Source organism: Streptomyces sp. NTD91 (genome assembly GCF_059510455.1).
The window spans coordinates 49098-70307 of the sequence record NZ_JCAJZW010000015.1 but is presented as its reverse complement, the minus strand read 5'-3'; the positions used below and the strand labels follow the sequence as shown (position 1 = coordinate 70307).

Sequence of the window (21210 nt, the reverse complement as noted above, 5' to 3'; positions counted from 1 at the left end):
GCGCACGTTCCCCAACGGCCGCTCACCGCTCCAAGTCGCCTGTCCGACAACGCACTTGCCCCCCACTGAGGAGCCGGCGGCACCCACGTGGGTTCCGCCTGCTGCTTCGACTACGGCAACGCCGAGGGCACACCGGCCGACACCGGCAACGGCCACATGGACGCGGCCAGCCTAGCGATCACGTACTGCTTCGCGCCGTGCACCGGTTCCGGGCCCTGGGTGGAGGCCGACCTGGAGAACGGCGTGTTCCAGGGGGACAACGGCTCCGACACCGCCAACCGGGGGGACAACAGCACCTTCGTCACGGCGGTACTGAAGAACAACGGCCAGACGCGGTACGCCCTCGAGGGCGGTGACGCGCAGTCGGGCGGCCCACCATCTGGCGGGACGGCGCTCTGCCCACCCGCGGTGGCTACCACCCCATGCAGCAGGAGGGCGGCCTCATCCTCGGCACCGGCGGCGACAACAGCAACTGGAACATGGGTACCTTCTTCGAGGGCGTGATGGTCGCCGGCTGCCCGACCGACGCCTCCGAGAACGCGGTCCAGGCGAACGTCGTCTCCGTCGGCTGCTCCGGCGAGACGAACGTTCCCGACGGCCCCCGGGGCCCCGTCACCGGACCCGGCGGCAGGTGCGTCGACGTGGCGGCCGACGACACCGGCGTCAACGGGGCGGCCGTACAGCTGTGGGACTGCCAGTCGTACGCCGAGGACCACCACTGGACGCCCGTCGCCGACGGCAGCCTGCGCACGCTGGGCCGGTGTCCGGACATCGACGGCGACGGGACGGCGAACGGCGCGCAGGTGGAGTTGTGGGACTGCAACGGTGTGGGCGGGCAGAAGTGGGTGCAGCGGAGCGACGGCTCGCTGCTGAACCCCCGGTCCGGTCGGTGCCCGACTCGCCCGGTGGGGCCGCGGTCAATGACACGCGGCAGCAGATCTGGGACTGCAACGGCTCGGCGGCCCAGAAGTTCCGGCTCGGCTGAGCGCGGACCGGTCGGACCGCCGTGCCGTCCCGGAGGAGCTCAGAGGACCTCCTCTTCCTCGGGGACCACCACCTTGTCGATCATCCCCTGGATCTGCTCGCTCGGCAGCGCCACCGCCATCGCCCAGTAGTAGATGACGAGGCTGAAGGCGGCGGTGACACCGATGTCCCACCACAGCGGGAACCAGGGGTGCTTGAGCGGCCCGAAGTCGCTGAGGTAGACGATGAGACCCATGCCCACCAGGTAGACCGGCAGCCACTGGGCGGCGCGCAGGTCGAGCTGGGGGGTGATGGGGTTCATCTTGAACACCCGGTTCGCCACCAGGATCACGTAGCCGATCAGGATGGCGACGCCGAGCTTCCAGTCGGTGGTCCAACCCGACCACAGGATCAGCAGGTTGGCGACGATGAAGGCGAGCGGCGACAGCCAGTTGCCGCCCGACAGCCGGTAGGGCCGGTGGGCGTCGGGCAGCCGGTTGCGGAACACCCCGAAGGACAGCGGGGCCCCGGCGTACATCAGCACGCTGGCGCTGGTGATCAGGCCGACGAGGGAACGCCAGCTGGGGAACGGCAGGAAGCAGATGCAACCGATCACGAACGCGGTGATCAGACCCACCCACGGAACGCCGCGCCGGTTGGTGTTCTCGAAGGCGGACGGCACGTAGCCGTTGCGGCTCAGGCCGTAGGAGACCCGGGAGGAACCGGTGATGTAGATCAGACCGGTGCCGGCCGGGGACACCACGGCGTCGAGATAGAGGACCGTGGCCAGCCAGCCCAGACTGATGAGCGTGGCGACTTGGGCGAACGGCCCGCTCAGCGTGGTGTACGCGGAGGTGGCCCAGTGGCTGCCGATCTGGGATGCGGGAAGCGCGGCGAGGAAGGCGACCTGCAGCAGGATGTAGATGAGGATGCCGAGGACGATCGACCCGATCACCGCCCGCGGGATGTCCCGCTTGGGGTTGGCGCTCTCGCCGGCGAGCTGGTCGGCCTGTTCGAAACCCAGCAGCGCGAAGATGATGCCGCTGGTGGACACGGCGGACAGGATGCCCTTGGCCCCGTACGGGTTGAAACCGTCGGCTGCGGTGAAGTTCGCGGCGTGGAACTGGGCGATGGCGAACACGAAGATCGTGAGCAGTGGGATGCCGACCTTCCACCAGGTCGCCGCGCTGTTGGTGCGGGCCAGCAGCCGGATGCTCAGGAAGTTGATGGCCGTGATGACGGCCATCAGCCCGACGGCCACGGCGATGCCGGGCAGGGTCAGGACGTGCTCACCGCTCTTGACCTTCTCCCAGCCGCTCGCCCAGGAGTAGTGCTGGCCGTAGGTGATCATCGCCAGCACCTCGATGGGTGCCACGGTGACCGCCTGCAGCCAGGAGAACCAGCCGAACGACGCGCCTGCCGCGCCGCCGAAGGCGTAGTGCGGGAAACGCGCCGTGCCGCCCGAGACCGGGTACATGCCGCCGAGTTCGGCGTGCACCAGTGCCAGGATCAGGATCGCGACGCCGCCGATGGCCCAGGAGATGATCGCCGCCGGTCCGGCGGCCGCCAGTGCGCCCTGTGCGCCGAAGAGCCACCCGGACCCGATGATCGAGCCCTCCGAGGCCCAGATCAGACCGACGAAGCCGATCTCCCGCCGCAGCCCGGGTCTGTGAGTCTTCCGACCGGGTTGTGCCTCTGACACGGCCATGGTCCACACCCCCCTCGTAGGGGACCCATCACCCTCGGTAGGTGATTTTCATCACTAATCGTGCCACGGTGACGCGGTCATGGCACTTGACGTGAAGACACCGTTTACCGACCTTTTGACACGGCCGCACGCGCCGGTCCGGTCAGCGTGGACTGAGGTGTGGTCCGGCCGGCGGGGCGCCGGTGACCGCCGCGCGGTACAGGTCACGGGTGGCTGTGCCGAAGTAGGCGCTGTACGACACCTGGGGGGTGTTGCCGCCGGTGTGGTAGCCGCCGATCACACCGACGACCGCCCATCCGCCGGGCCGGGGCAGGAGCATGGGACCGCCGCTGGTGCCGCCCACGAAGGCGTCGCAGGCGATACGGGGGAACGTGCCCGGGTCGGCCGGATCGTCACTCTCCCACCTGGTGGTCCAGCTCCAGCACTCCAGCGGCCGCTCCGATCCCGCCGGGTAGCCGATCATCCGCACCGGTGCGTGGTAGTAGCCGGTCCCGGTGAGCAACTGCACCCCTGAGCCGACCGCGTCCTCCAGGCGGGTGCCGTCCTGGTCGGGCTCGGTGACCGCGAACGCGAAGTCGTATGCGGCTCCCGCGTGTTCGCCCAGGTCGTAGTACTGCTGCGGGACGTAGACGCCGTTGGCGCGGACGGGGAAGATCCCGAACGGTTTGAGGCTGTCGTGGTACTGCGGGACGAAGGCCAGGTGCCGCCGGGGCGAGGTGCCCGCGTATCCCCTCAGGCAGTGCCCGGCGCTCAGCACCAGGTCATGACCGGGGCTGTGCACGACGGAGCCGCTGCACGTCCGGCCGGTACCCGTGGTGTCGGTCCAGAAGAACGTGCCGGCCTGGGGGATGCCGTCGAAGCTCCTGCTGGGCGGGACGTACTCGCCCGGGCGGGGGCCGTCCACCGTGGGGGACACGGTGGACTCCGTGGTCCCGGTCCCGGTCCCGGTGCCCTTGAGCACGTCGGCCGGCAGCGCGGCCTCCATGCGGGCCGGCGTCCAGTAGGCGTCGAGCCGGCCGGCGAGCGGGTTCGGGTCGGCCGGGTCGGCGTCGGCGGACGCCGATGCCCCTGTGGTGAGGCCGGCGCAGAGCAGAAGGGCTGCCGCGCGGAGGGCGGCGTAACGCGCGATCCTGGTCCTGGGCTCCATGCGTTCCCCTCAGAGCGGACGCAAGCGACGGCCCACCATAAGCCTGTGAGGGCGGGTGGCGCAGCGTCCAGGGGGGTGTGGGGGTACGGCGAGTCGGCCAACTCGCGGCGGTGCGCCCGGGCATGTCGGCCCGTCAGGCTGCCGCGGCCGGACGGCGGTGAGGACGGCACGGCGCCGGCGGCTGTGAGTCGCAGGCCGTGGGTCGCGATCCGTCGGCCCGCTGGAGCCCGGCCTCGGCTCTGAGCACCATGCGGTGCCCCCGGCCCTGCCTCGCCCATCCGATCAGGCTGTGCCGCGGCCGCCGATCGTCTCGGCCTCTCCGGCGCCACCGTGTCGACCTGGTGCCTACGCCGCCGCACCGCCGGACCGGGCCGCCTTCCGGGGCCGGTGTCCGAGGAGTGATGTGTGACCTGCCGGGTAGACGCCCGTACCTGCCAGGGAATCGCCAAGGGCTCCACCGGAAGGACAAGGCCATGAAGAAGCTGATACGGAACGTGGGCGCGGCCGGAGCCGCCGCCGCGATGGCCACGGGCGCGCTTCTCGCCGCCGGCGGTCCCGCGGTGGCGGCAGCTCCCGGGGGCACCGGACACGGCGCCGTGGGTGTCACGACGCACGCCGAGCGCACCGCGCACCGCCACCACGGCCTCGCGTGCATGGATCCGTGGGTCGCCGGGCAGCTGGCCTGGTTCAACCCCGCGGCCCGGCACCGGCTGGCCGTGTTCGACCCGTGGGTCAGGGACCAGTTGACGCGCTTCGCCGCTCCCTCGTGTTAGGGCCTGTCCGACCGTTCGCGTCGTTGCCCGAAGGGCGGCCGCCCGGCGTCAGGTGCGTGCTCTCGGCGTGCCGGCCCCAGGGCCCCGTACGGGACGCACTCGGTCTGGGGCCGGTGGGGCGAGTGGGGGCACCTCCCACGGCCTTGAGGCAGTGGGGGAGCGTGGATGGCGTCGCGCGGCAGACGGGAACGGCCAGTGCCCCAACCGGCGACGTCCGCCCCGTCGCGACGCCCGGCACGCACTCTCGCCGCACCGACCGAAAGCCCGAGTACGTCCAGTACGAGGGCTTCCGGCCGGCACGCCGGCAGCACGCACCGGGCGCCGCTCCTTGACGGGCGAACGGTGCCTGCGGGGCACCAGCTGGTCGCCGTGGCGCGCCGAGGCCCTCCTCGACGGCCCCGCGATCACTTCACGGACAGCGTGTGCGGGTGCTTCGCGGACGGCTCCGCCGTCAGCCGTCCGCTGCGGCCGCGCAGCCAGTGATCGAATCAGGCGCAGAAACGGGCCTCGGTGGTGCGTACCGCGGTGGCCGGGTCGATGATGCCGGCGTCGTCGGTCCGCTCGGAGGGCGTCCGGCCCTGCGCGACCGCCGCACCGTCCCACCCGCCGTGGATTCTCACCGGCCGTCGATGCGGTCGAGCAGTGCCCGCGCCTCGGCGGCCCGCTGATGGTCCGGCCCGAACACCGCCCGGCAGGCGTCGTGGGCGGCCGTGGCCCGGGCGCGGGCCTCGGCCTCGCGCCCGAGCCCCGACAGGGCGGTGGCGACGGCCAGTTCAACGGCACCGGTCTCTGGGCGGGACAGTTCCTCGGGCATCTCACCGCACACCGCCCCTGCGCGTTCCGCCTCGGCGAGCGCCTCCTCGTGGCGGCCCTGACCGTTGAGACTGCGGGCCAGGCCGAGCCGGAGCACCACGGCGAGTCTGCTCGGTGCGTGGTGGGCGGCGAGGGCCTCGCGGGCGAGCGCCTCGGCCTCCTCGTGACGGCCCTGCTTGTTGAGAGCGAAGACCAGTCCGTTGCGGGCGGCCCCCGCTACGAGCGGCATCTGCGCCCCTGTGCGGCGGTCGGCGATCCGGGCGACGGCCGCGCACTCCGCCTCGCATTCGGCATACCGGTCGAACGCGATCAGCGCCTGGGCGCGGTCCGAGCGGAGCTTGAGCGTCTGCCAGTGCTCGGCACCGAAGGTCCTGCCGAACACCGGCAGCAGTTCGTCGTACAGGGCGAGCGCGTCGGCATGGCGGCCCTGGGAGCCGAGGGCCATCGCGGCGATGCTCAGGGCCAGCGGCTCGTAGGGGTCCAGACGCAGCACGGACCGTGCCTCGGCCACGGCACGCGCCTCGGCCTCTGCCTCGGTATAGCGCCCCTCCTTGTAGAGCGTCATGGCCTGGACCAACGGAGAGGGCGCCGTCTGTCCCGTGCCTTTTCGGCCGCGCGGCCGGAAGATCTTCATGCCCGGAGCATACGGACGCCGCGTGCGGGGGCCTGAGCGGGTGGCGGGTCGACCGGGCGTCCGGTCTCGGCCCGCCTGCCTCAGCCGTCGGCGCGTTCCGCACTCAGTCCTGTGACCAGGAGCTTCACAAGCCGACGTGCGTCGTACCGGGGGTCGTTCTCCGCACCGATGCACAGGTTGCCGACGCCGCGCAGGAGTTCGTAGGCCTCCAGGCCGGAGCGGATCTCGCCGGCGGCGCCCGCGGCCTCGAGCAGTTCGGCGCAGACGGGCAGGAGCCGGTCCAGAAAGTAGGCGTGCAACGTGTCGAAGCCGGTGTTGTCGGCCTTCAGGGCGGCGGCCAGGCCGTGCTTGGTCACCAGGAAGTCGACGAACAGGTCGATCCACCGACCGAGGGCGGCACAGGGAGTGGGACCGGTCTTCAGCAGGTCGGGACCGGCCTCGGCCAGGCTCTCCACCTGGTGCCGGTAGACCGCGACGATGAGGTCCGCGCGCGTCGGGAAGTGGCGGTAGATCGTGCCCACCCCGACCCCGGCACGGGCCGCGATGTCACGCACCGGCGCTTCCACACCCGACGCGACGAAGGCCGCCGCGGCCGCGTCGAGCAGTGTCTCCTGGTTGCGCCGGGCATCGCTCCGCCTGGACCGCCGCACGCGCCCCGTCCCGCCGTCGCCGTCGTTCACAGCGCCGTTCCCTCCGCCGTCGTGCTGGTCCACCGCCATGCCTCCAATGCCGCGCTTGCTAAACGGAACAGTGTTCCGTATTGTCGTACCGGAACGTTGTTCCGCTTCACCATGGTGGCAGAGCGTCGGCCGGCGTCCAAGCCGGGCCACGCCTCATGCCCCGCTCTCCAGCCCCCATCCCCAGTGAGGAGGCGCGGTCATGCAGTACCGCACCTTGGGCCGCACCGGCGTGCAGGTCAGCTCTCTCGCGCTCGGCGCGATGAACTTCGGCAGGATCGGACGCACCACCCAGGACGAGGCCACCGCCCTCGTCGACGCCGCTCTCGAGGGTGGGATCAACCTCATCGACACCGCCGACATGTACGCGGACGGCGAGTCGGAGGAGATGGTCGGCAAGGCCGTCGCGGGCCGCCGCGACGACATCGTCCTGGCGACGAAGGCGGCCATGCCGATGGGCGGCGAGCGCAATCACCGGGGCGGCTCGCGCCGGTGGCTGGTCACCGCGCTGGAGGGCAGCCTGCGCCGCCTCGGTGTCGACCACGTCGACCTCTACCAGATCCACCGCTGGGACCCCGGCACCAACGACGAGGAGACCCTGTCCGCGCTGACCGACCTCCAACAAGCCGGAAAGATACGCTACTTCGGCTCCTCCACCTTCCCGGCGTACCGCATCGTCCAGGCGCAGTGGGCCGCCCGCGAGCACCATCTGGGCCGATACGTCACCGAACAGCCCAGCTACTCCGTCCTCCAGCGCGGGATCGAGAGCCATGTGCTGCCCGTGACCCAGGAGTACGGGCTCGGTGTGCTCGTGTGGAGCCCGCTGGCCTCGGGCTGGCTGTCCGGCGCGATCCGCGCGGGCCGGGACATCGCCACGCACCGCTCGGCGTTCCTGCCGGACCGCTTCGACCTCGCCGTCCCGGCCAACCGGACCAGGCTCGAAGCCGTCGAGCAACTCGCCGCCGTCGCCGACGAGGCCGGTCTGACGATGATCCAGCTCGCGCTCGGCTTCGTGACCGCGCACCCCGCGGTGACCAGCGCGCTCATCGGTCCCCGCACGGTGGACCACCTGCATTCCCAACTCGCCGCGGCGAAAACCGTGTTGACCGCCGACGTGCTCGACGCCATCGACGCGATCGTGGCCCCCGGCGTCGATCTGGCCCCCGACGAGAAGCACGACACCCCGCCCGCGCTGCTCGATCCGTCCCTACGACGCCGGCGCACGCCGTAGGGGCGGCGGAGCCCGCGTCCCATCGGTCGAACCACCTTCCGCACATCGAAAGGACCAGCTCATGCCGCACACGCCTCGGCCCCGGTTCGAAATCATGGCCGCCCCCTCGCAGGTCGGCTACCACGATGTGCTGCGCGTTTGGCACGAGGCGGACGCGATCCCGGAGATCGAGCACGCGTGCCTGTTCGACCACCTCCTGCCGATCGTCGGCGATCCGGACGGACCGGTCCACGAGGGCTGGACCCTGCTCGCCGCGCACACCCGGCGACTTAGCCTCGGCGTACTCGTGACCAGCAACCGGTTCCGGCCACCCGCCCTGCTGGCCAAGATCGCCACGATCGTCGTTCGCCCCGTACGGCTCACGTCGTGGCGTGTCGCTGTTCCGCCGCAACCGGCACCACGGTGATGTGCTGGACGGCCCGGCCGAGCACCAGTACGCCCAGGACGATCAGCAGGCCGCCGCATGCCTCCGGCACCAGCCACCAGCCGCCGCGGATCCGTTCCCCGAACAGGGTGATGCCGAGCGCCAGGCTGACCCCCGCGTCGCCGATCGTGAGCGCCGGCTGCGCGGCGGCAAGTGGACCGGCCTGGAGCGCGTTCTCCAGCAGGAGCACGGCGGTGACACCGGTGAGCGCGAAGGCGTACGTCTGCCAGGCACACAGGAACGCCGTGAAGCCGCGGTCGGCGAAGGTGCCGCTTGCCGACTTCAGCAGGGCCGCGGTCACCGCGTTGCCCGTGGCGGAGGCGGCCGCCAGCAGCGCGGCGCGCCGGTCCGGCGGGCCGCCCCGGCGGGACAGCAGCACGGCCGCGCCCATCCCGCCCAGACACAGACCGAGGGCCGGGATCCACCGGGTGAGCGGGGCATCATGGACGGCGCCGTGCGGGGCGGCGGCGATGAGCAGGACCGCGAGGCCCGCCACACAGCAGCCGACGCCCCACCAGCCCGAGCGGGGCAACCGCTTGTGCATCAGTGGGGCGGAGACGAGCAGAGCGAACGGCAGTTCCAGGACGAACAGCGGCTGGACCAGCGCGAGCGGGCCGTTGACCAGGGCCAGGCTCTGGAACAGCGCGGCGCAGATCACCCCGCACATGCCGATCATCCAGAAGGGCCGGCGCACCAGCTCCGCGAGCAGCCGGAGCCCGCCACGGCTGCTCGTGGACGCGGCCCTGCGCTGGAAGGCGGTACCCACGGCGTTGCTCGCCGCACCCGCGACGGCGAACACCGCGGCCAGTTCGATCATGACCGTCTCCTGCCTGCGGGGAAGCCTCCAGGAGGAGGTCCGGGGCTTCTCAGGCTACGGAAGGCGACGCCCACGCGCCGGGTACGGGACCGTGGGGGCGTGGCGACGGGCCGGATGCTGATCACGCCGTCGAACGGACGCGGGCGAGCCGGCGGTGCCGTGTCGTGAAGAAGGAGGCGTGCGGTCTCGGCCGGCCCCGGCACCCCGCCCCTTCAGCAGTGAGTGGGGCGCCGACGCGGGCCGGGCAGGTCAGCTCGGGGCCAGGTCGTCGGCGTAGACCGCGCCCTGGCCGTACCAGCCCCGGACGTACACCGTGAGCGTGCCGGAGGCCGGCCTTTTGCCTGTTCATGGGGGGCGACCGGCTGTCGGATCAAGGGCGTTGAAGGCAGGGTCCGGGGGTGATCGGGGCGTGACCTGGCCGCCCCCGGCCGGCTCCGCCCTGAGCGTGGCCGCTCAGGTGGCGCGGGTGCCGCCTCCTCGGCGGATCCGGCCCAGCAGGTCCCGGTGATAGGCGGCGAGTTGCCCGGCGGGCACGGACGCGGGACTGCCGGCGAGGGTGTACCAGGTGTCGCTGCCGGTGTACTGGATGGCGACGCGGACGCTGTGGCCGTCGGACAGCAGGATGGTCGCGACGGTCAGGTCGCCGGTGACGACGCCGACCTCGTCGGTCATCGCTCCGCCGGGGCCGGCGGTGACGCGGTCGACGTAACTGTTGATGCTCGGTGGGGTGCGCATGGGGCGCAGGGTCGCAAAAACCCGGGTGGCGGCCCCTGCACCGCGCAGGTGTCGTTCTTCCGTGTCCCCGTGTTGGGTGTGTCGAACGGCGTCCGGGCGGGGCTCAGCCGAAGAGCGGGAAGCGGTCCGCCGCCGCACCCAGCGACGCGCGTTCGGCGTCGGTGAGCGCCGCCCGGCCGGTGCCCACACGCGCGTAGTGCTCGTCGCTCCACTGCGGGAGCGCCGGCCGGCCGAGCAGACCGTCCAGGGTGGCGCGGACCGCGGCCAGCCCCTCGGGTGCCGGTCGTGGGGCGTGCGGGAGACGGACGGTCAGGTCCAGGTGGTGGACCGTCGCCTCCACCGCGAGGGTGGTCATCAGGTCCCCGGCCGTCAGTACGTGCCCCTGCGTGCGGACGTGCTGCGCGGGGTCGGCCGCCTCCGCCGCGTGCGCGGCCGCCGCCAGTGTCTCCAGGCACAGACCCTGGAGCTGACGGAAGTCCAGGAACATGCTCCCGTTCACCCGCACCCAGCGTCGGCCGTTCGCGGCCTTGGCGGTGTCCGGCCGCCAGTCCTGCCAGTAGGTCACCGCGTCCCGGCCCACGGGCTCCGGTGCGGGCGTGTGCAGGGCCACCAGAGCGCGCTGGGCGTCCGTCGCACAGTGGAAGACGAGATCGCGTACCGCCCAGCCGCTGCAGCCGGTCGGCAGCCACGACTCCTCGCCACCCAGACCGGCGACGGCAGCCGAGGCCGCCTAGGGCGTGTTTCGAAAGTCCCGTCTGGTCCGCGACGCCTGGCACGGCACCTCGCCGCGTTGTCGGGATCGTCCCCGTACGCCCGGTACGAGGACGACCCTCCGCCTTGCGATGCACCGCACCAGACGCCGCGGACCCCGCCCTCCGGGCGGACGACGCTACTTTCGAAACACGCCCTAGTACGCCGCGCGCACCGCCTGTGCCGGTCCGGCGGACATCTCCCTGCTCATGCCTCCCCCTGTGCTCGAACTCCCCTGCTTCGTGACCGTACAGGGTGTCACACCCGGCTCGAGGTCGCCGTGTCCGCGGACAGCCGCTGGGCGACGTAGATCGGGATCACCGACAGCAGGACCAGCACCGCGGCCACGACGTTCACCACCGGCGCCTGCTGGGGCCGTGTCATGTTGTCGAAGATCCAGATCGGAAGGGTCTCGATGCCGGGTCCGGCGGTGAACGTGGTGACCACGATCTCGTCGAAGGACAGGGCGAAGGCGAGCAGACCGCCGGCCAGCAGGGCGGAGCGGATCAGCGGGAAGGTGACGTCCGCGAACGCCCGGAAGGTGCTCGCGCCGAGATCCATGGCCGCCTCCTCGTACGAGGCCGCCGTACGGCGCAGCCGGGCCACCACGTTGTTGAAGACGATCACGATGCAGAAGGTGGCATGGCCGACGATCACCGTGAACAGCCCGAGCCCCACGCCGAGCGGCTCCAGCACCGTGCCGAAAGCGGAGTTGAGGGCGATGCCGGTGACGATGCCGGGCAGCGCGATCGGCAGGACCACCACGAACGACACCGTGGCACGACCGAAGAAGCGGTACCGGGCCACCGCGAACGCGATGAGCGTGCCGAGGACCAGCGCGATCGCGGTCGCCCCCAGCCCCGCCTCCACGGAGACCCACAGCGCCTGCCGGGCCCCGGCGTTGTGCCCGGCCACCGACCACCAGTGCCAGGTCAGCCCCGGCGGGGGCCAGCTCGCGCTGCGGTCGGGATTCAGCGAGTTGACGAGGACCAGGAGCAGCGGGACGTAGATCACCGCGAAACCGAGTCCGGCGCCGATGCGCAGGGCGACGCGCGCGGTGCGGCTGAGATGCATGGCGCTGTTCTCCTCCAGGTCCTACAGGCTGTTCAGGGCACCGGTGCGGCGGATCGCCAGCAGATACAGGACGATCACGACGACCGGCACCGTGCCCAGCGCGGCGGCCATGGGCAGGTTGAGCTCGATGTTGGAGTACACGAGATTGCCGATGAGCTGTGTCTTGCCGCCGACGATCTGCACGGTGATGTAGTCGCCGAGGCTCAGCGAGAACGTGAACACCGAGCCGGCCGCGACCGAGGGCAGCACCATCGGCAGCACCACCGAGCGGAAGGTCCGCCCGGCCCGCGCCCCGAGATCGGCCGAGGCGTCGAGCAGGTTCGCCGGCAACTGTTCGAGGGCCGTGTGGATCGGCAGGATCATGTACGGCAGCCACAGGTACGTCAGGGTGAGCACGGTGGCCGGCAGGCCGAAGCCGGGGCCGCTCAGCCCGAACGGCGCGAGCATCCAGTCGGCGAGCCCGCCCTCGGACAGAATCAGCCGCCAGGCGTACACCTTGACCAGGTAACTCGCCCACAGCGGGGTGAGGATGGCGACGACGAGCAGCGGACGCCACTTCGGCCGGGCCACCCGCGCGGTGTAGAGGGCGACCGGGAAGGCGATCACGGCGCACAGCACGGTCACCGCGAGCGCCACCCCCACACTGCGCAGGACCACCTGGCGGAAGACGGGAGTGGTGAACAGCTCGCGGAAGTTGTCCGTCGACCAGACCTTCACCACCTCGGAGGTGAAGGAGTTCGTGGTCCAGAACGCGGAGACGAACAGGACCGTCAGGGAGCCGAGGTAGAGCACGGCCAGCCAGAGCAGGGGGGCGGTGAGCAGCAGGGTCAGCCGCAGCCGGGGTCTGCGGTGCAGGCTTCCGGCGAGCCGCCGGACGGTTCCCCGGCCGGCGGCGGTCGTCACGTCGGTCGTCACGGCTCAGCCCTTGACCTCGGTCCAGGCCTGCACCCACTTGGCGTACGGCACGCACTTCACGTCCTTGCGGCCGTCCAGACACTGCTCGACGGGCGTTTTCCAGAAGGCGATCCGCTTCCAGTAGTTCTCGTCGGCCGCGTGGTAGACCGTGCAGAAGTTCTTGTCACTGGTCTCGTCGCAGGCCCTGGAGTTGGCGGGTGCCTCGCCGAAGTACTCGGCGACCTGGGCGTTCACCTTGGGCGAGACGATCCAGTTGAGCCACTTGTAGGCGCAGTTGGGGTGCTTGGCCTTGCTGTACACCATCCACGTGTCGGACCAGCCGGTCGAACCCTCCTTCGGCACCAGCGCCTTGACCTTGGCGCCCTCGGAGGCGGCCAGGTTGGCGATGACCTGCCAGGTGGTGCCGACCACCGAGTCGCCGCTCTTGAAAGCGGAGACCTCCTTCAGATAGTCGCTCCAGTACTCGCCGACGTTCTTGTTCTGCTGCTTGAGCAGCGCCACGGCCGCGTCGAACTGCTTCTGGTCGAGGGCGTACGGGTCCTTGATCTTCAACTCGGGTTTGGTGGCCTTGAGATAGAGGGCCGCGTCGGCGATGTAGATCGGCGAGTCGTAAGCGGTGACGTGCCCCTTGTACCGCGAGGCGTCGTCGAAGACGGCGGACCAGGAGGTGGGGGCGGGCTTGACCTTCTCGGTGTTGTACATCAGCAGGTTGGCGCCCCGGCCGTGCGGGATGCCGTACATCCGGCCCTTCACCGAGTTCCAGGCGCCGTTCTTGAGCCCGCCGAAGATGTCCTTGTAGTTGGGGACCAGGGAGGTGTTGACGGGCGCGGCGTCGCCGGAGGCGATCAGGCGCAGGGAGGCGTCGCCGGAGGCGGAGACGGCGTCGTACTCGCCGGTCTTCATCAGCTTGACCATCTCGTCCGAGCTGGCCGCGACCTTGGAGTGGACCTGGCAGCCGGTCTGCTTCTCGAAGGGGTGGACCCAGTCGGCCTTGGGGTCGTTGGACCCGTCCTCCACATAGCCGGCCCAGGCGATCAGATCGACCTGGCCCTCCGTCTTGCCGAGCTTGGTCGGGGCCCTGAGGTCGGGCGGGTTGAGCCCGGTGGCGGACGAGCTGCCCGATCCGGAGGAGTCACAGGCGGCGGCGAGCAGCAGTGCGGCGGCACAGGCCGCGACGCGCAGGGTACGAGTGGGACGCACGGCGTTCTCCAGGGGGCGTAGAGGCGGGGGAGAGGTCAGGAGGGCAGCCGGACGGCGTGCCGGTGGTGCCAGGTCAGGCGCACCCGGGTGCCGCGCAGCGCGGCGACGTCCTCGGAGGAGGTATCCAGGTTCTGCTGCAGCGCGGTGAGCCGGCCGCCGCCGTCGAGGTCGACCAGGAAGCGCGTCGCGTCGCCGAGGTACACCACTTCGGCCACGGTGCCGACGGCACCGGTGTGCTCCGGCTCGTCCGTCTCGGCGGAGTCCTTCAGGACACGGATCTTCTCCGGCCGGATGTTGTACGTGCCCGGGGTGCCGACGATCCGGTGGGCCGCCTCCCCGTCGAGCAGGTTCGAGGTGCCCACGAAGGAGGCGACGAAGGGGGTCGCGGGACGCTCGTACATCTCGGCGGGCGCGCCGACCTGGGCGATGCGGCCCTGGTCGAAGACGGCGATGCGGTCGCTCATCGTCAGGGCCTCCTCCTGGTCGTGGGTGACGAAGACGAAGGTGATGCCGACCTCCCGCTGGATCGCCTTCAGTTCGACCTGCATCTGCTGGCGCAGCTTCAGGTCGAGGGCCCCGAGGGGTTCGTCCAGCAGCAGCACCCGGGGCCGGCCGACGAGTGCGCGGGCGAGGGCGACGCGCTGGCGCTGTCCACCGGAGAGCTGGGACGGGCGCCGCTGGCCGTAACCCTCGAGGCGGACCTCGGCGAGGGCCTTGCGGGCACGCACGAGCCGTTCGGCCTTCGGCACCTTGCGGACCTTCAAGCCGTAGGCCACGTTCTGCTCGACCGTCATGTGCGGGAACAGGGCGTAGTCCTGGAACACCGTGTGCACGTCCCGCTCGAACGGGGCGAGGCCGGTGACCTCCTGGCCGGCGAGTTCTATCCGGCCCTCGTCCGGTGTCTCGAACCCGGCGACCAGCCGGAGGACCGTCGTCTTGCCCGACCCGGACGGGCCGAGCATGGAGAAGAACTCTCCGTCCCGGATCTCCAGGTCCACCCCGGCCACGGCGGTCGTCTCACCGAAGGACTTCCGCAGGTTCTGCAGCCGGACCGCAATTCCCTCCATGGGGGAACCTTTCTGGCGCGCTGTACGTTGACCGCTTGACCGTAAAAATATGAAGTCATAGTTCTAAGCTCAAGAGGCTTTCAGGGTAAAGCTTGAGTTAATGCGCGAGGTGGTGGCCGTGAGACAGTACGAGATCGGAGGCGGTGCCCGCCGGGCCGTCTTCAGCCCGGTGGACAACCGGGCCCGTGTGGACGCGGTCGTCCGCCGCATCGGCGACGCCATCGAACTGGGCCTCCTCGCCGACGGTGAGCAGCTGCCCGGCGAGACCGAGCTGGCCGGACAGCTCGGCGTCTCCACCGTCACCCTGCGCGAGGCGCTCATGGCCCTGCGGCAACAGGGCCTGGTCACGACCCGTCGGGGCCGCGGCGGCGGCAGCTTCGTCTCCCTGCCCGAAGTCCCCGCCGACGACCGGCTCAAGGCCCGGTTGTGCGGCTGGAGCACCGAGGAGCTGCGCGACCTCGGCGACCACTGGGCCGCCCTGTCCGGCGCCGCCGCACGGCTCGCCGCACAGCGTACCGAACCCGAGGATCTCCACCAACTCCACCGTACGATCAATGAGTTGGGCCGGGCCGAGGACGTGGCGGCACGCAGCCGGCTGTACGGCCGCTTCCATGTCGAACTCGCGGCGGCCGCCCAGTCCGCCCGGCTCACCCGCGAACAGGTCGGCCTGCAGAGCGAGATCGGCGCCCTGCTGTGCCTGGTCCTGGCCGACGACGCATATCGTGAAGAAGTTGCGGACTGTCACCGCTCCGTGATCTCCGCCGTGCAGGATGGGGCCCACGAAACGTCCGGCACGCTGGCCGAACGGTGCGTCAGGGAATCGACGGCGCGGCTCGTCGCCGTACGCCTCACCCTCTGACCGCGCCGCGTCGGGTGACCCGTCCGCTGGAGGACACCATGGGCTGGAGCCCCGGGCTCGCCACCCTCGACACGGACACGCGGATGTGGGTGGCCGCACAGGTCGGCGGTGCGCTCGAGGCCGTCTTCGAGACGGTCGCCGCCACCCGCGCCGAGACCGAGGCCCTGCTCGGCCGCGTGTCCGCCGAGGGCCGGCGGCCGGTCAGCGCCGACCTCGCCGCGCTCCGCCCCGGACTGCACGTGCACCTGAACCGCGAGGAACTCGTCTCCGGTGTCGGCTTCGTCACGGCGCCCGGCCTGCTGACCGACGTACCGGCCTGGCTGGAGTGGTGGCAGTCCGGCGCCGACGGCGACGTACGCCCGCTGCTCCTCGACCTCGATCCCGGCCAGTCGGCCTACTCCGACTACACGCACTGGGACTGGTTCGCGCTGCCCCGCGACACCGGGCGCCGGGCGGTGGCCGGACCGTACGTCGACTACCTCTGCTCCGACGAGTACAGCCTCACACTGTCCGAACCCGTGCTGAGCGAGGGCCGGTTCGCCGGAGTGGCCGCCGCGGACGTCTATCTGCGGCACTTCGAAACGGCGGTCCTCCCGCTCCTGCGGCGCCTGTCCCGTCCCGCCCATCTGGTCAACGCCCGGGGCCGGGTCGCCGCGTCCGCCGACCCCGCGCACCTGGCCGGCTCCCTCACCAAGGGCCCGGACTTCGGTGACCTGCTCAGCGCGGCCCGGCCGGGCACGTACGACGGCATGCACCTGGTGCCGTGCCGGGGCGTACCGCTGGTCCTCGTGCTGACCTGAGCGGGCGGTCCCAGGAGCGCGCCGCGACGAAGCGGCGGGAGCCGTCGATCTGCCGGCCCCGAAGACGTGAAGCCCCCGGTCCGGTCAGGGGAGACCGGTACGGGCGTCCGTACGGCTCGCCGGTCCGTGGACCGGCCCGCGGCCGGGACCCCGCCGAACTGGCCGCGCCGTTCACCTTCGTCGCCGGCACGGACGGCGTCCGGCGGCCGGCCCCGCGCCGGTCCGAGAACGTCGCCCGCATGAGCGGGGAGCCGGTGCGGGCACGGGGGAGATCAGCCGTCACGAGGACGACGGCCGCCGGACGGTGCGCGAGGTGAGCAACCGGTCGACGGACTGCTGCCCGGCTCCGCCTCGTGGCCGACGACGTGGAGAGGCGGTCACCGGCCGGGCAGCGGGCGCACCGTGAGGATCTGTTCGGCCTGGCCGACAGGGCCGTGGACGTCGTGCAGCACACTGCTGGTGAGGCCCTGGCCGGTGGGGCCGAAGGTGACCTTGGTGTCCAGGCCGACCCAGCGGCCCTCCGGCTGCCGGTGCAGGTGGATCGTCAGGTCGACGTTCGGGAACATCCACTCGGTGGGCGACCGGCGTACGGCGATGCCGTTGGCGGTGTCGACGAGGGCGACGTAGGAGGCGAGCGGGCTGCTCGGCTCGCCGGCGACGAGGTCGAGGTCGGTGGAGATCCAGACCGTGCCCCGTCCCGGCCGGCACGGGGTGACCGGACGTACGTCGACGGACGCGCAGTGACCACCGGGCCAGACGTCGCCCAGTGGGTGACCGGCGAGCCCGTCCGGTGGCGGGAGGCGCGCGTCGGCACCGTCGGCCGCGGCACCGGTGTCCACCGTGGTGAGCAGCCAGGCCCGGGCCCGTACCACCGGCCGGTCCGCGATGCGTACGACCGCTTCGAGCAGTTCGACGGTGCGGCCGGGCCGGATCGACTCCACCTGGACCTCGCACTCGTCCAGGGCGATCCGTCCGAGGATGTCGAAGCTGATCCTGGACAGCAGCAGTCCGCTCGGTGGGCGCTCGGCACGGTACTGGTCGATCGCGTGGACCACGAGGCCGCCGAGCGGGCTGAAGTGCATCTCGTCGGTGTCCCACGCGCCGCTCGCGTGCGGGGTGGGCTTGTAGCGAAGCCGGTCCGTGCGCTCGAAGTAGCTGGCGGCCAACGTGTGCGTCTCCTCACGGTGTGCGAGCGCGCGGGTGACGCGCAGGTCGTTGCACGGTACATCCGTAACGGCGGGCGGGGCACGGGCCGGTCTTCTGCGGGTGGCGGCGCCGAGGTGTGCGGGACGGTGCCCGGTGACGTGCCAGGGCCCGGGCGCCGCGGAAGGGCGGGGCCCGGGCCGGAGGGGTCCGGTCAGGCCGCGAGGCGCTCGGCGAGCTGCTTGGCCTTCACGGCGGCCTCCTCGAGGGCGCGGGCACGGGAGGCCTCGTACAGCGGGATCAGCTCGGCCATCGCCGGGTTGTGCGGGGCCATGGTCAGCTCCGGGACGATGAATTCGACGTCCAGACCGAGGCCGTCGGCGAGGGCAGCCTCGAGGTAGTTCTGTACGTACTCGTATCCCTCGCGCGGGGTGCCCGGCCCGTACGCGCCGCCCCGGCTGGCGACGACGGTCGCCGGGGTGCCCTTCGCCGACTGGTTCTCGCCCGCGGTGCGGCCGAGGAGGATCACGTTGTCCAGCCAGGCCTTGAGGGTCGAGGGGATCGAGAAGTTGTACATCGGGGCGCCGATCAGCACCGCGTCGGCCCGCTCCAGCTCCTCGATCAGCTTGACGCGCTCGGCGAAGGCCGCGGCCTGCTCCGGCGTGTGCGAGGCGGGGTCGGCGAAGCCGGCGGTGTGCGCGGCCGCGGTGATGTGCGGGACGGGCTGCGCCGCCAGATCGCGGTGGACGACCGTGCCCTCGGGGTGCTGCTCCAGCCAGTGCGTGCGGAAGGCCCCCGTCACGGCGCGCGAGGCCGAGGCCTCGGCCGGGAACACGGACGAGTCGATGTGCAGCAGGGTTGCCATGGAGACTCCCAGAAGTTGCTGAATTTTCATACACAACTATCTCTATCATAGCGGCTTACTTTTTTTCACCTCCCTACGGCGAGGCTGTACCCTGATCACATGACGGCGGACGTGACCCACGACAGCGCGGCGTGCAAGCAGGTGGACGACGGCATCACCCGTGTCTTCCAACTGCTCGGCAAGCGGTGGAGCGGGCCCATCGTGGCCGTCCTGGTGGAGCAGCCCGCACACTTCGCCGACCTGCGTCGCGCCGTCCCCGGCATCAGCGAGCGCATGCTGTCCGACCGGCTCGCGGAACTCGGCGCTGCCGGACTCGTGCTCCGCCAGGTCGACGAGGGCCCACCGCTGCGCGTGTCCTACCGGCTGACAGAGGCCGGGGCCGCCCTGGAGCCGGCGCTGCGGGAGCTGGCCGCTTGGGCGAAGGCCCACCTTCCGGGCGCGCCGCCCTGCCTCGGCGTGGAGCGGGAGCGGCCGGCCGGGTCCTCGGCGTAGTGCCGGGCCGTGGACGTCACCGTGCGCCGGGTGCGCACCTCGCGGACCGAGCGGGCCCGTGACAGCACCGCCGCCCGGGGGGACGCGGTGCCGGTGGCATCTTTCCGGGCTCAGGTCCGGCTGGAGGGCGCGCACGTCGTGGGTCCGCCGAGCGGCACGGCGTCGAGCCCCGGGAGGGGCGGGGGCCGGGCGGCGTCGCCCTGCGGGAACGGGACGGCCGCCTTCGGGTGTTCGCCCACGCCGCGCCGCCCTCCGGGCTGCCGCCCCGGCCGGCCGGTGGGTCCGCTGACGGCTCAACCACCGCTTCGGCGGGGAACGGCGGACCCCGTCGTACCGGTTCGACGCGCAACGTCGCCCACGGTCCGGCCGTGCGGGTCGACGAGTGCAGCCCGGTGCGCTGACGCGGGGGTGTCCGCGAGAGCGACGCACTCCTCGTGATCCCGCCGCGGCGACCGCGCGGTGCACCTGCCTGGCGGGCACGGCTGAGCCCGCTCAGTCCACCGGCCAGGTGTGAACCGGTGCGTTGAGGTGCATGTAGTCGATGTACGACTGGGTCATCCGCCGCAGGGACTCATGGCGGCCGGCGTGCGTGGTCGCGTCGAGGTGGTGGAACATCTCCTTCTGCCACACGGCGCCGTTGCGTGCCGACACACATCGCTGCTCGATGATGCCGAGCAGCGGCTCCCGCCACGCGTCGTCCATCCCGGAGTGCTCAAGGCCGCGGTGCGCGAGCGGCAGCAGCCTGCGCAGGACCAGTTCCGGCGCGGGCACCTCGCCCATTCCCGGCCAGTACAGCAGGGCGTCGATGCCGTGCCGGGCGGCGGTGTGCAGATTGTCCTCGGCGGCCGCGAACGACATCCGCGACCACACAGGCCGGTCCTCCTCCACCAGGGCCCGGGTGAGCCCGTAGTAGAAGGCGCCGTTGGCGAGGGTGTCGGCGACGGTCGGACCGGCGGGCAGCACCCGGTTCTCCACCCGGATGTGCGGGACGTCGTGCGAGACCGCGTACACCGGGCGGTTCCAGCGGTAGATCGTGCCGTTGTGCAGGGTCAGCTCCCCGAGTTCGGGGATGTCGCCGCTGTCCAGCGTCTCCACCGGGTCCTGCTCCTCGCACAGCGGAAGGAGGGCGGGGAAGTAGCGCAGGTTCTCCTCGAAGAGGTCGAAGACGCTGTTGATCCACCGCTCGCCGAACCACACCCGGGGCCGTACCCCCTGCACCTTGATCTCCTCCGGACGGGTGTCCGTGGCCTGTTCGAACAGCGGGATCCGGGTCTCGTGCCACAGCTCCTTGCCGAACAGGAACGGCGCGTTGGCGGCCAGCGCCACCTGGACCCCGGAGATGGCCTGCGCCGCGTTCCAGTAGGGGGCGAACTCCTCGGGTGACACCTGGAGATGGAACTGGGTGCTGGTGCACGCGGCCTCCGGTGTGATGGTGTCCGCGTAGGTGCGCAGCCGGTCCACGCCGTCCACCTCGATGCGCAGGTCCTCACCCCGGGCCGCGAAGATCTGGTCGTTGAGGAGCTGGTAGCGGGGGTTCTCCGACAGGTTCTCCTCGCCGATGTCCTCCTGGCGCAGGGTGGGCAGGATGCCGATCATGATCAATCGGGTGCCGATCGACCCGGCCCGCTCGTCGGCGTGGTTGAGCGCGGCGCGGATCTCCGACTCCCACGCGTCGGGGCCGCCCGCCGTCAGCCGTCTGGGCGGCACGTTGATCTCCAGGTTGAACCGGCCCAGTTCGGTGGACCAGGCGGGGTCGGAGATCGCCCTCAGCGCCTCGGCGTTGCGCATCGCCGGCTCGGCGTCCTCGCCGACGAGGTTCAGCTCGATCTCCAGACCGACCTGCGGCCGCTCGGACTCGAACCGTGACTCGCGCAGCATCTGCGCCAACGCGTCCAGGCACGCGTACATCTTGATCCGGTACCGGCGACGGTCCTCGCGGGTGAAGACGAGCGCCGGGACGTCGCGTCCCATGGGCCCTCCAGGATGACCCTCGTCACAGCCCTCTCCACCAGCGTCGCACCAACCCGTGACCCCCACCAGGCGCGGCCCGCACCGGCGAGGGCGCGCACCCCTCCGGCTCCGGAGCGGCCGGAGAGGGGCGCGGGCACGCGGCGGCGGGGCGC

22 protein-coding genes and 1 pseudogene are annotated in these 21210 nt (G+C 71.6%); 8 read left to right on the top strand and 15 right to left on the bottom strand.

Features of this window, described 5'->3' with window-relative positions; all coding sequences use genetic code 11:
- The first annotated feature begins 87 nt into the window (after positions 1-87).
- Together AC5WRT_RS17800 and AC5WRT_RS17795 are read left to right on the top strand one after the other, a co-directional pair.
- Positions 88-504 (top strand): arabinofuranosidase catalytic domain-containing protein, encoded by a 417-nt coding sequence (locus AC5WRT_RS17800; RefSeq protein WP_496094433.1) that lies wholly within the window; start codon positions 88-90, stop codon positions 502-504.
- Complete coding sequence (locus AC5WRT_RS17795) at positions 423-1115, top strand: arabinofuranosidase catalytic domain-containing protein (RefSeq protein ID WP_496094432.1); 693 nt, start codon at positions 423-425, stop codon at positions 1113-1115. Before AC5WRT_RS17800 ends, AC5WRT_RS17795 begins: the two co-directional genes overlap by 82 nt.
- Here AC5WRT_RS17795 and AC5WRT_RS17790 read toward each other — a convergent pair.
- Both AC5WRT_RS17790 and AC5WRT_RS17785 read right to left on the bottom strand, forming a co-directional pair.
- Positions 1025-2671, bottom strand: a complete 1647-nt coding sequence (locus AC5WRT_RS17790) for an APC family permease (RefSeq protein ID WP_496094431.1) — start codon at positions 2669-2671, stop codon at positions 1025-1027. The two genes, AC5WRT_RS17795 and AC5WRT_RS17790, sit on opposite strands and share 91 nt — an antisense overlap.
- Positions 2672-2813: 142 nt before the next feature.
- Positions 2814-3818, bottom strand: a complete 1005-nt coding sequence (locus tag AC5WRT_RS17785) for a trypsin-like serine peptidase (protein WP_496094430.1) — start codon at positions 3816-3818, stop codon at positions 2814-2816.
- Positions 3819-4291: 473 nt separating this feature from the next.
- Between AC5WRT_RS17785 and AC5WRT_RS17780 the strand changes: the two genes are divergently transcribed.
- Complete coding sequence (locus tag AC5WRT_RS17780) at positions 4292-4591, top strand: hypothetical protein (protein ID WP_496094429.1); 300 nt, start codon at positions 4292-4294, stop codon at positions 4589-4591.
- Positions 4592-5079: 488 nt separating this feature from the next.
- Here AC5WRT_RS17780 and AC5WRT_RS17775 read toward each other — a convergent pair whose 3' ends face one another.
- The 3 genes from AC5WRT_RS17775 to AC5WRT_RS17765 all read right to left on the bottom strand — a co-directional run bounded on the left by AC5WRT_RS17775 (position 5080) and on the right by AC5WRT_RS17765 (position 6757).
- Complete coding sequence (locus AC5WRT_RS17775) at positions 5080-5211, bottom strand: hypothetical protein (protein WP_496094428.1); 132 nt, start codon at positions 5209-5211, stop codon at positions 5080-5082.
- Positions 5208-6038, bottom strand: coding sequence for a tetratricopeptide repeat protein (locus tag AC5WRT_RS17770; protein WP_496094427.1), 831 nt, complete (start codon positions 6036-6038; stop codon positions 5208-5210). Before AC5WRT_RS17770 ends, AC5WRT_RS17775 begins: the two co-directional genes overlap by 4 nt.
- Positions 6039-6118: 80 nt before the next feature.
- Positions 6119-6757: a TetR/AcrR family transcriptional regulator gene (locus AC5WRT_RS17765; protein ID WP_496100377.1), complete on the bottom strand. Its 639-nt coding sequence runs from the start codon at positions 6755-6757 to the stop codon at positions 6119-6121.
- 160 nt (positions 6758-6917) lie between these two features.
- Here AC5WRT_RS17765 and AC5WRT_RS17760 point away from each other — a divergent pair, with 160 nt between their 5' ends.
- Together AC5WRT_RS17760 and AC5WRT_RS17755 are read left to right on the top strand one after the other, a co-directional pair.
- A complete protein-coding gene (locus tag AC5WRT_RS17760; RefSeq protein WP_496100376.1) occupies positions 6918-7946 on the top strand; it encodes an aldo/keto reductase in 1029 nt (342 codons plus the stop codon).
- 61 nt (positions 7947-8007) lie between these two features.
- Positions 8008-8289: pseudogene (locus AC5WRT_RS17755) on the top strand (LLM class flavin-dependent oxidoreductase); the annotation flags it as partial.
- A gap of 16 nt (positions 8290-8305) precedes the next feature.
- On the opposite strand, the gene AC5WRT_RS17750 reads toward AC5WRT_RS17755, so the two are convergent.
- The 7 genes from AC5WRT_RS17750 to AC5WRT_RS17720 form a co-directional block, all read right to left on the bottom strand.
- Entirely contained in the window at positions 8306-9187 is an 882-nt protein-coding gene (locus AC5WRT_RS17750) for a DMT family transporter (RefSeq protein WP_496100375.1), read from the bottom strand.
- 453 nt (positions 9188-9640) lie between these two features.
- Positions 9641-9922 (bottom strand): hypothetical protein, encoded by a 282-nt coding sequence (locus AC5WRT_RS17745; protein ID WP_496094423.1) that lies wholly within the window; start codon positions 9920-9922, stop codon positions 9641-9643.
- 103 nt (positions 9923-10025) lie between these two features.
- Positions 10026-10607: a maleylpyruvate isomerase N-terminal domain-containing protein gene (locus AC5WRT_RS17740; protein WP_496094501.1), complete on the bottom strand. Its 582-nt coding sequence runs from the start codon at positions 10605-10607 to the stop codon at positions 10026-10028.
- Positions 10608-10930: 323 nt separating this feature from the next.
- Positions 10931-11746 (bottom strand): ABC transporter permease, encoded by an 816-nt coding sequence (locus tag AC5WRT_RS17735; RefSeq protein ID WP_496094422.1) that lies wholly within the window; start codon positions 11744-11746, stop codon positions 10931-10933.
- Positions 11747-11767: 21 nt separating this feature from the next.
- Positions 11768-12661 carry an ABC transporter permease gene (locus AC5WRT_RS17730; RefSeq protein ID WP_496094421.1) on the bottom strand — a complete coding sequence of 298 codons (894 nt, stop codon included), beginning with the start codon at positions 12659-12661 and terminating at the stop codon, positions 11768-11770.
- Between the two features lie 3 nt (positions 12662-12664).
- A complete protein-coding gene (locus AC5WRT_RS17725; RefSeq protein ID WP_496094420.1) occupies positions 12665-13861 on the bottom strand; it encodes an ABC transporter substrate-binding protein in 1197 nt (398 codons plus the stop codon).
- A gap of 35 nt (positions 13862-13896) precedes the next feature.
- Positions 13897-14928 (bottom strand): ABC transporter ATP-binding protein, encoded by a 1032-nt coding sequence (locus tag AC5WRT_RS17720; RefSeq protein ID WP_496094419.1) that lies wholly within the window; start codon positions 14926-14928, stop codon positions 13897-13899.
- 100 nt (positions 14929-15028) lie between these two features.
- Here AC5WRT_RS17720 and AC5WRT_RS17715 point away from each other — a divergent pair, with 100 nt between their 5' ends.
- Positions 15029-15787 carry a FadR/GntR family transcriptional regulator gene (locus AC5WRT_RS17715; protein WP_496094418.1) on the top strand — a complete coding sequence of 253 codons (759 nt, stop codon included), beginning with the start codon at positions 15029-15031 and terminating at the stop codon, positions 15785-15787.
- A 38-nt stretch (positions 15788-15825) separates the two neighbouring features.
- On the top strand, positions 15826-16587 hold the full coding sequence (locus tag AC5WRT_RS17710; RefSeq protein ID WP_496094500.1) for a PDC sensor domain-containing protein: 762 nt from the start codon (positions 15826-15828) through the stop codon (positions 16585-16587).
- 377 nt (positions 16588-16964) lie between these two features.
- On the opposite strand, the gene AC5WRT_RS17705 is transcribed toward AC5WRT_RS17710, so the two are convergent.
- Positions 16965-17753 (bottom strand): thioesterase family protein, encoded by a 789-nt coding sequence (locus AC5WRT_RS17705; protein WP_496100374.1) that lies wholly within the window; start codon positions 17751-17753, stop codon positions 16965-16967.
- 191 nt (positions 17754-17944) lie between these two features.
- Positions 17945-18595 (bottom strand): FMN-dependent NADH-azoreductase, encoded by a 651-nt coding sequence (locus tag AC5WRT_RS17700; protein ID WP_496094416.1) that lies wholly within the window; start codon positions 18593-18595, stop codon positions 17945-17947.
- A gap of 99 nt (positions 18596-18694) precedes the next feature.
- On the opposite strand from AC5WRT_RS17700, the gene AC5WRT_RS17695 reads away from it, so the two are divergent.
- A complete protein-coding gene (locus AC5WRT_RS17695) occupies positions 18695-19087 on the top strand; it encodes a winged helix-turn-helix transcriptional regulator (protein ID WP_496094415.1) in 393 nt (130 codons plus the stop codon).
- A 492-nt stretch (positions 19088-19579) separates the two neighbouring features.
- Here the strand turns inward: AC5WRT_RS17695 and AC5WRT_RS17690 are convergent, their stop codons facing one another.
- The gene (locus tag AC5WRT_RS17690; protein ID WP_496094414.1) at positions 19580-21058 is read right to left on the bottom strand and encodes a glutamate-cysteine ligase family protein; all 1479 of its coding nucleotides are present in this window, start codon (positions 21056-21058) and stop codon (positions 19580-19582) included.
- Positions 21059-21210: the final 152 nt, after the last annotated feature.

Excerpts from the sequence above, each read along its gene's own strand:
- AC5WRT_RS17770 (WP_496094427.1), bottom strand. The coding sequence starts at position 6,038 with ATGAAGATCTTCCGGCCGCGCGGCCGAAAAGGCACGGGACAGACGGCG.
- AC5WRT_RS17765 (WP_496100377.1), bottom strand. The coding sequence starts at position 6,757 with ATGGCGGTGGACCAGCACGACGGCGGAGGGAACGGCGCTGTGAACGAC.
- AC5WRT_RS17735 (WP_496094422.1), bottom strand. The coding sequence starts at position 11,746 with ATGCATCTCAGCCGCACCGCGCGCGTCGCCCTGCGCATCGGCGCCGGA.
- AC5WRT_RS17715 (WP_496094418.1), top strand. The coding sequence starts at position 15,029 with ATGCGCGAGGTGGTGGCCGTGAGACAGTACGAGATCGGAGGCGGTGCC.
- AC5WRT_RS17700 (WP_496094416.1), bottom strand. The coding sequence starts at position 18,595 with ATGGCAACCCTGCTGCACATCGACTCGTCCGTGTTCCCGGCCGAGGCC.
- AC5WRT_RS17710 (WP_496094500.1), top strand. The coding sequence starts at position 15,826 with ATGGGCTGGAGCCCCGGGCTCGCCACCCTCGACACGGACACGCGGATG.
- AC5WRT_RS17695 (WP_496094415.1), top strand. The coding sequence starts at position 18,695 with ATGACGGCGGACGTGACCCACGACAGCGCGGCGTGCAAGCAGGTGGAC.
- AC5WRT_RS17750 (WP_496100375.1), bottom strand. The coding sequence starts at position 9,187 with ATGATCGAACTGGCCGCGGTGTTCGCCGTCGCGGGTGCGGCGAGCAAC.
- AC5WRT_RS17690 (WP_496094414.1), bottom strand. The coding sequence starts at position 21,058 with ATGGGACGCGACGTCCCGGCGCTCGTCTTCACCCGCGAGGACCGTCGC.
- AC5WRT_RS17785 (WP_496094430.1), bottom strand. The coding sequence starts at position 3,818 with ATGGAGCCCAGGACCAGGATCGCGCGTTACGCCGCCCTCCGCGCGGCA.
- AC5WRT_RS17760 (WP_496100376.1), top strand. The coding sequence starts at position 6,918 with ATGCAGTACCGCACCTTGGGCCGCACCGGCGTGCAGGTCAGCTCTCTC.
- AC5WRT_RS17780 (WP_496094429.1), top strand. The coding sequence starts at position 4,292 with ATGAAGAAGCTGATACGGAACGTGGGCGCGGCCGGAGCCGCCGCCGCG.
- AC5WRT_RS17720 (WP_496094419.1), bottom strand. The coding sequence starts at position 14,928 with ATGGAGGGAATTGCGGTCCGGCTGCAGAACCTGCGGAAGTCCTTCGGT.
- AC5WRT_RS17795 (WP_496094432.1), top strand. The coding sequence starts at position 423 with ATGCAGCAGGAGGGCGGCCTCATCCTCGGCACCGGCGGCGACAACAGC.
- AC5WRT_RS17790 (WP_496094431.1), bottom strand. The coding sequence starts at position 2,671 with ATGGCCGTGTCAGAGGCACAACCCGGTCGGAAGACTCACAGACCCGGG.
- AC5WRT_RS17745 (WP_496094423.1), bottom strand. The coding sequence starts at position 9,922 with ATGCGCACCCCACCGAGCATCAACAGTTACGTCGACCGCGTCACCGCC.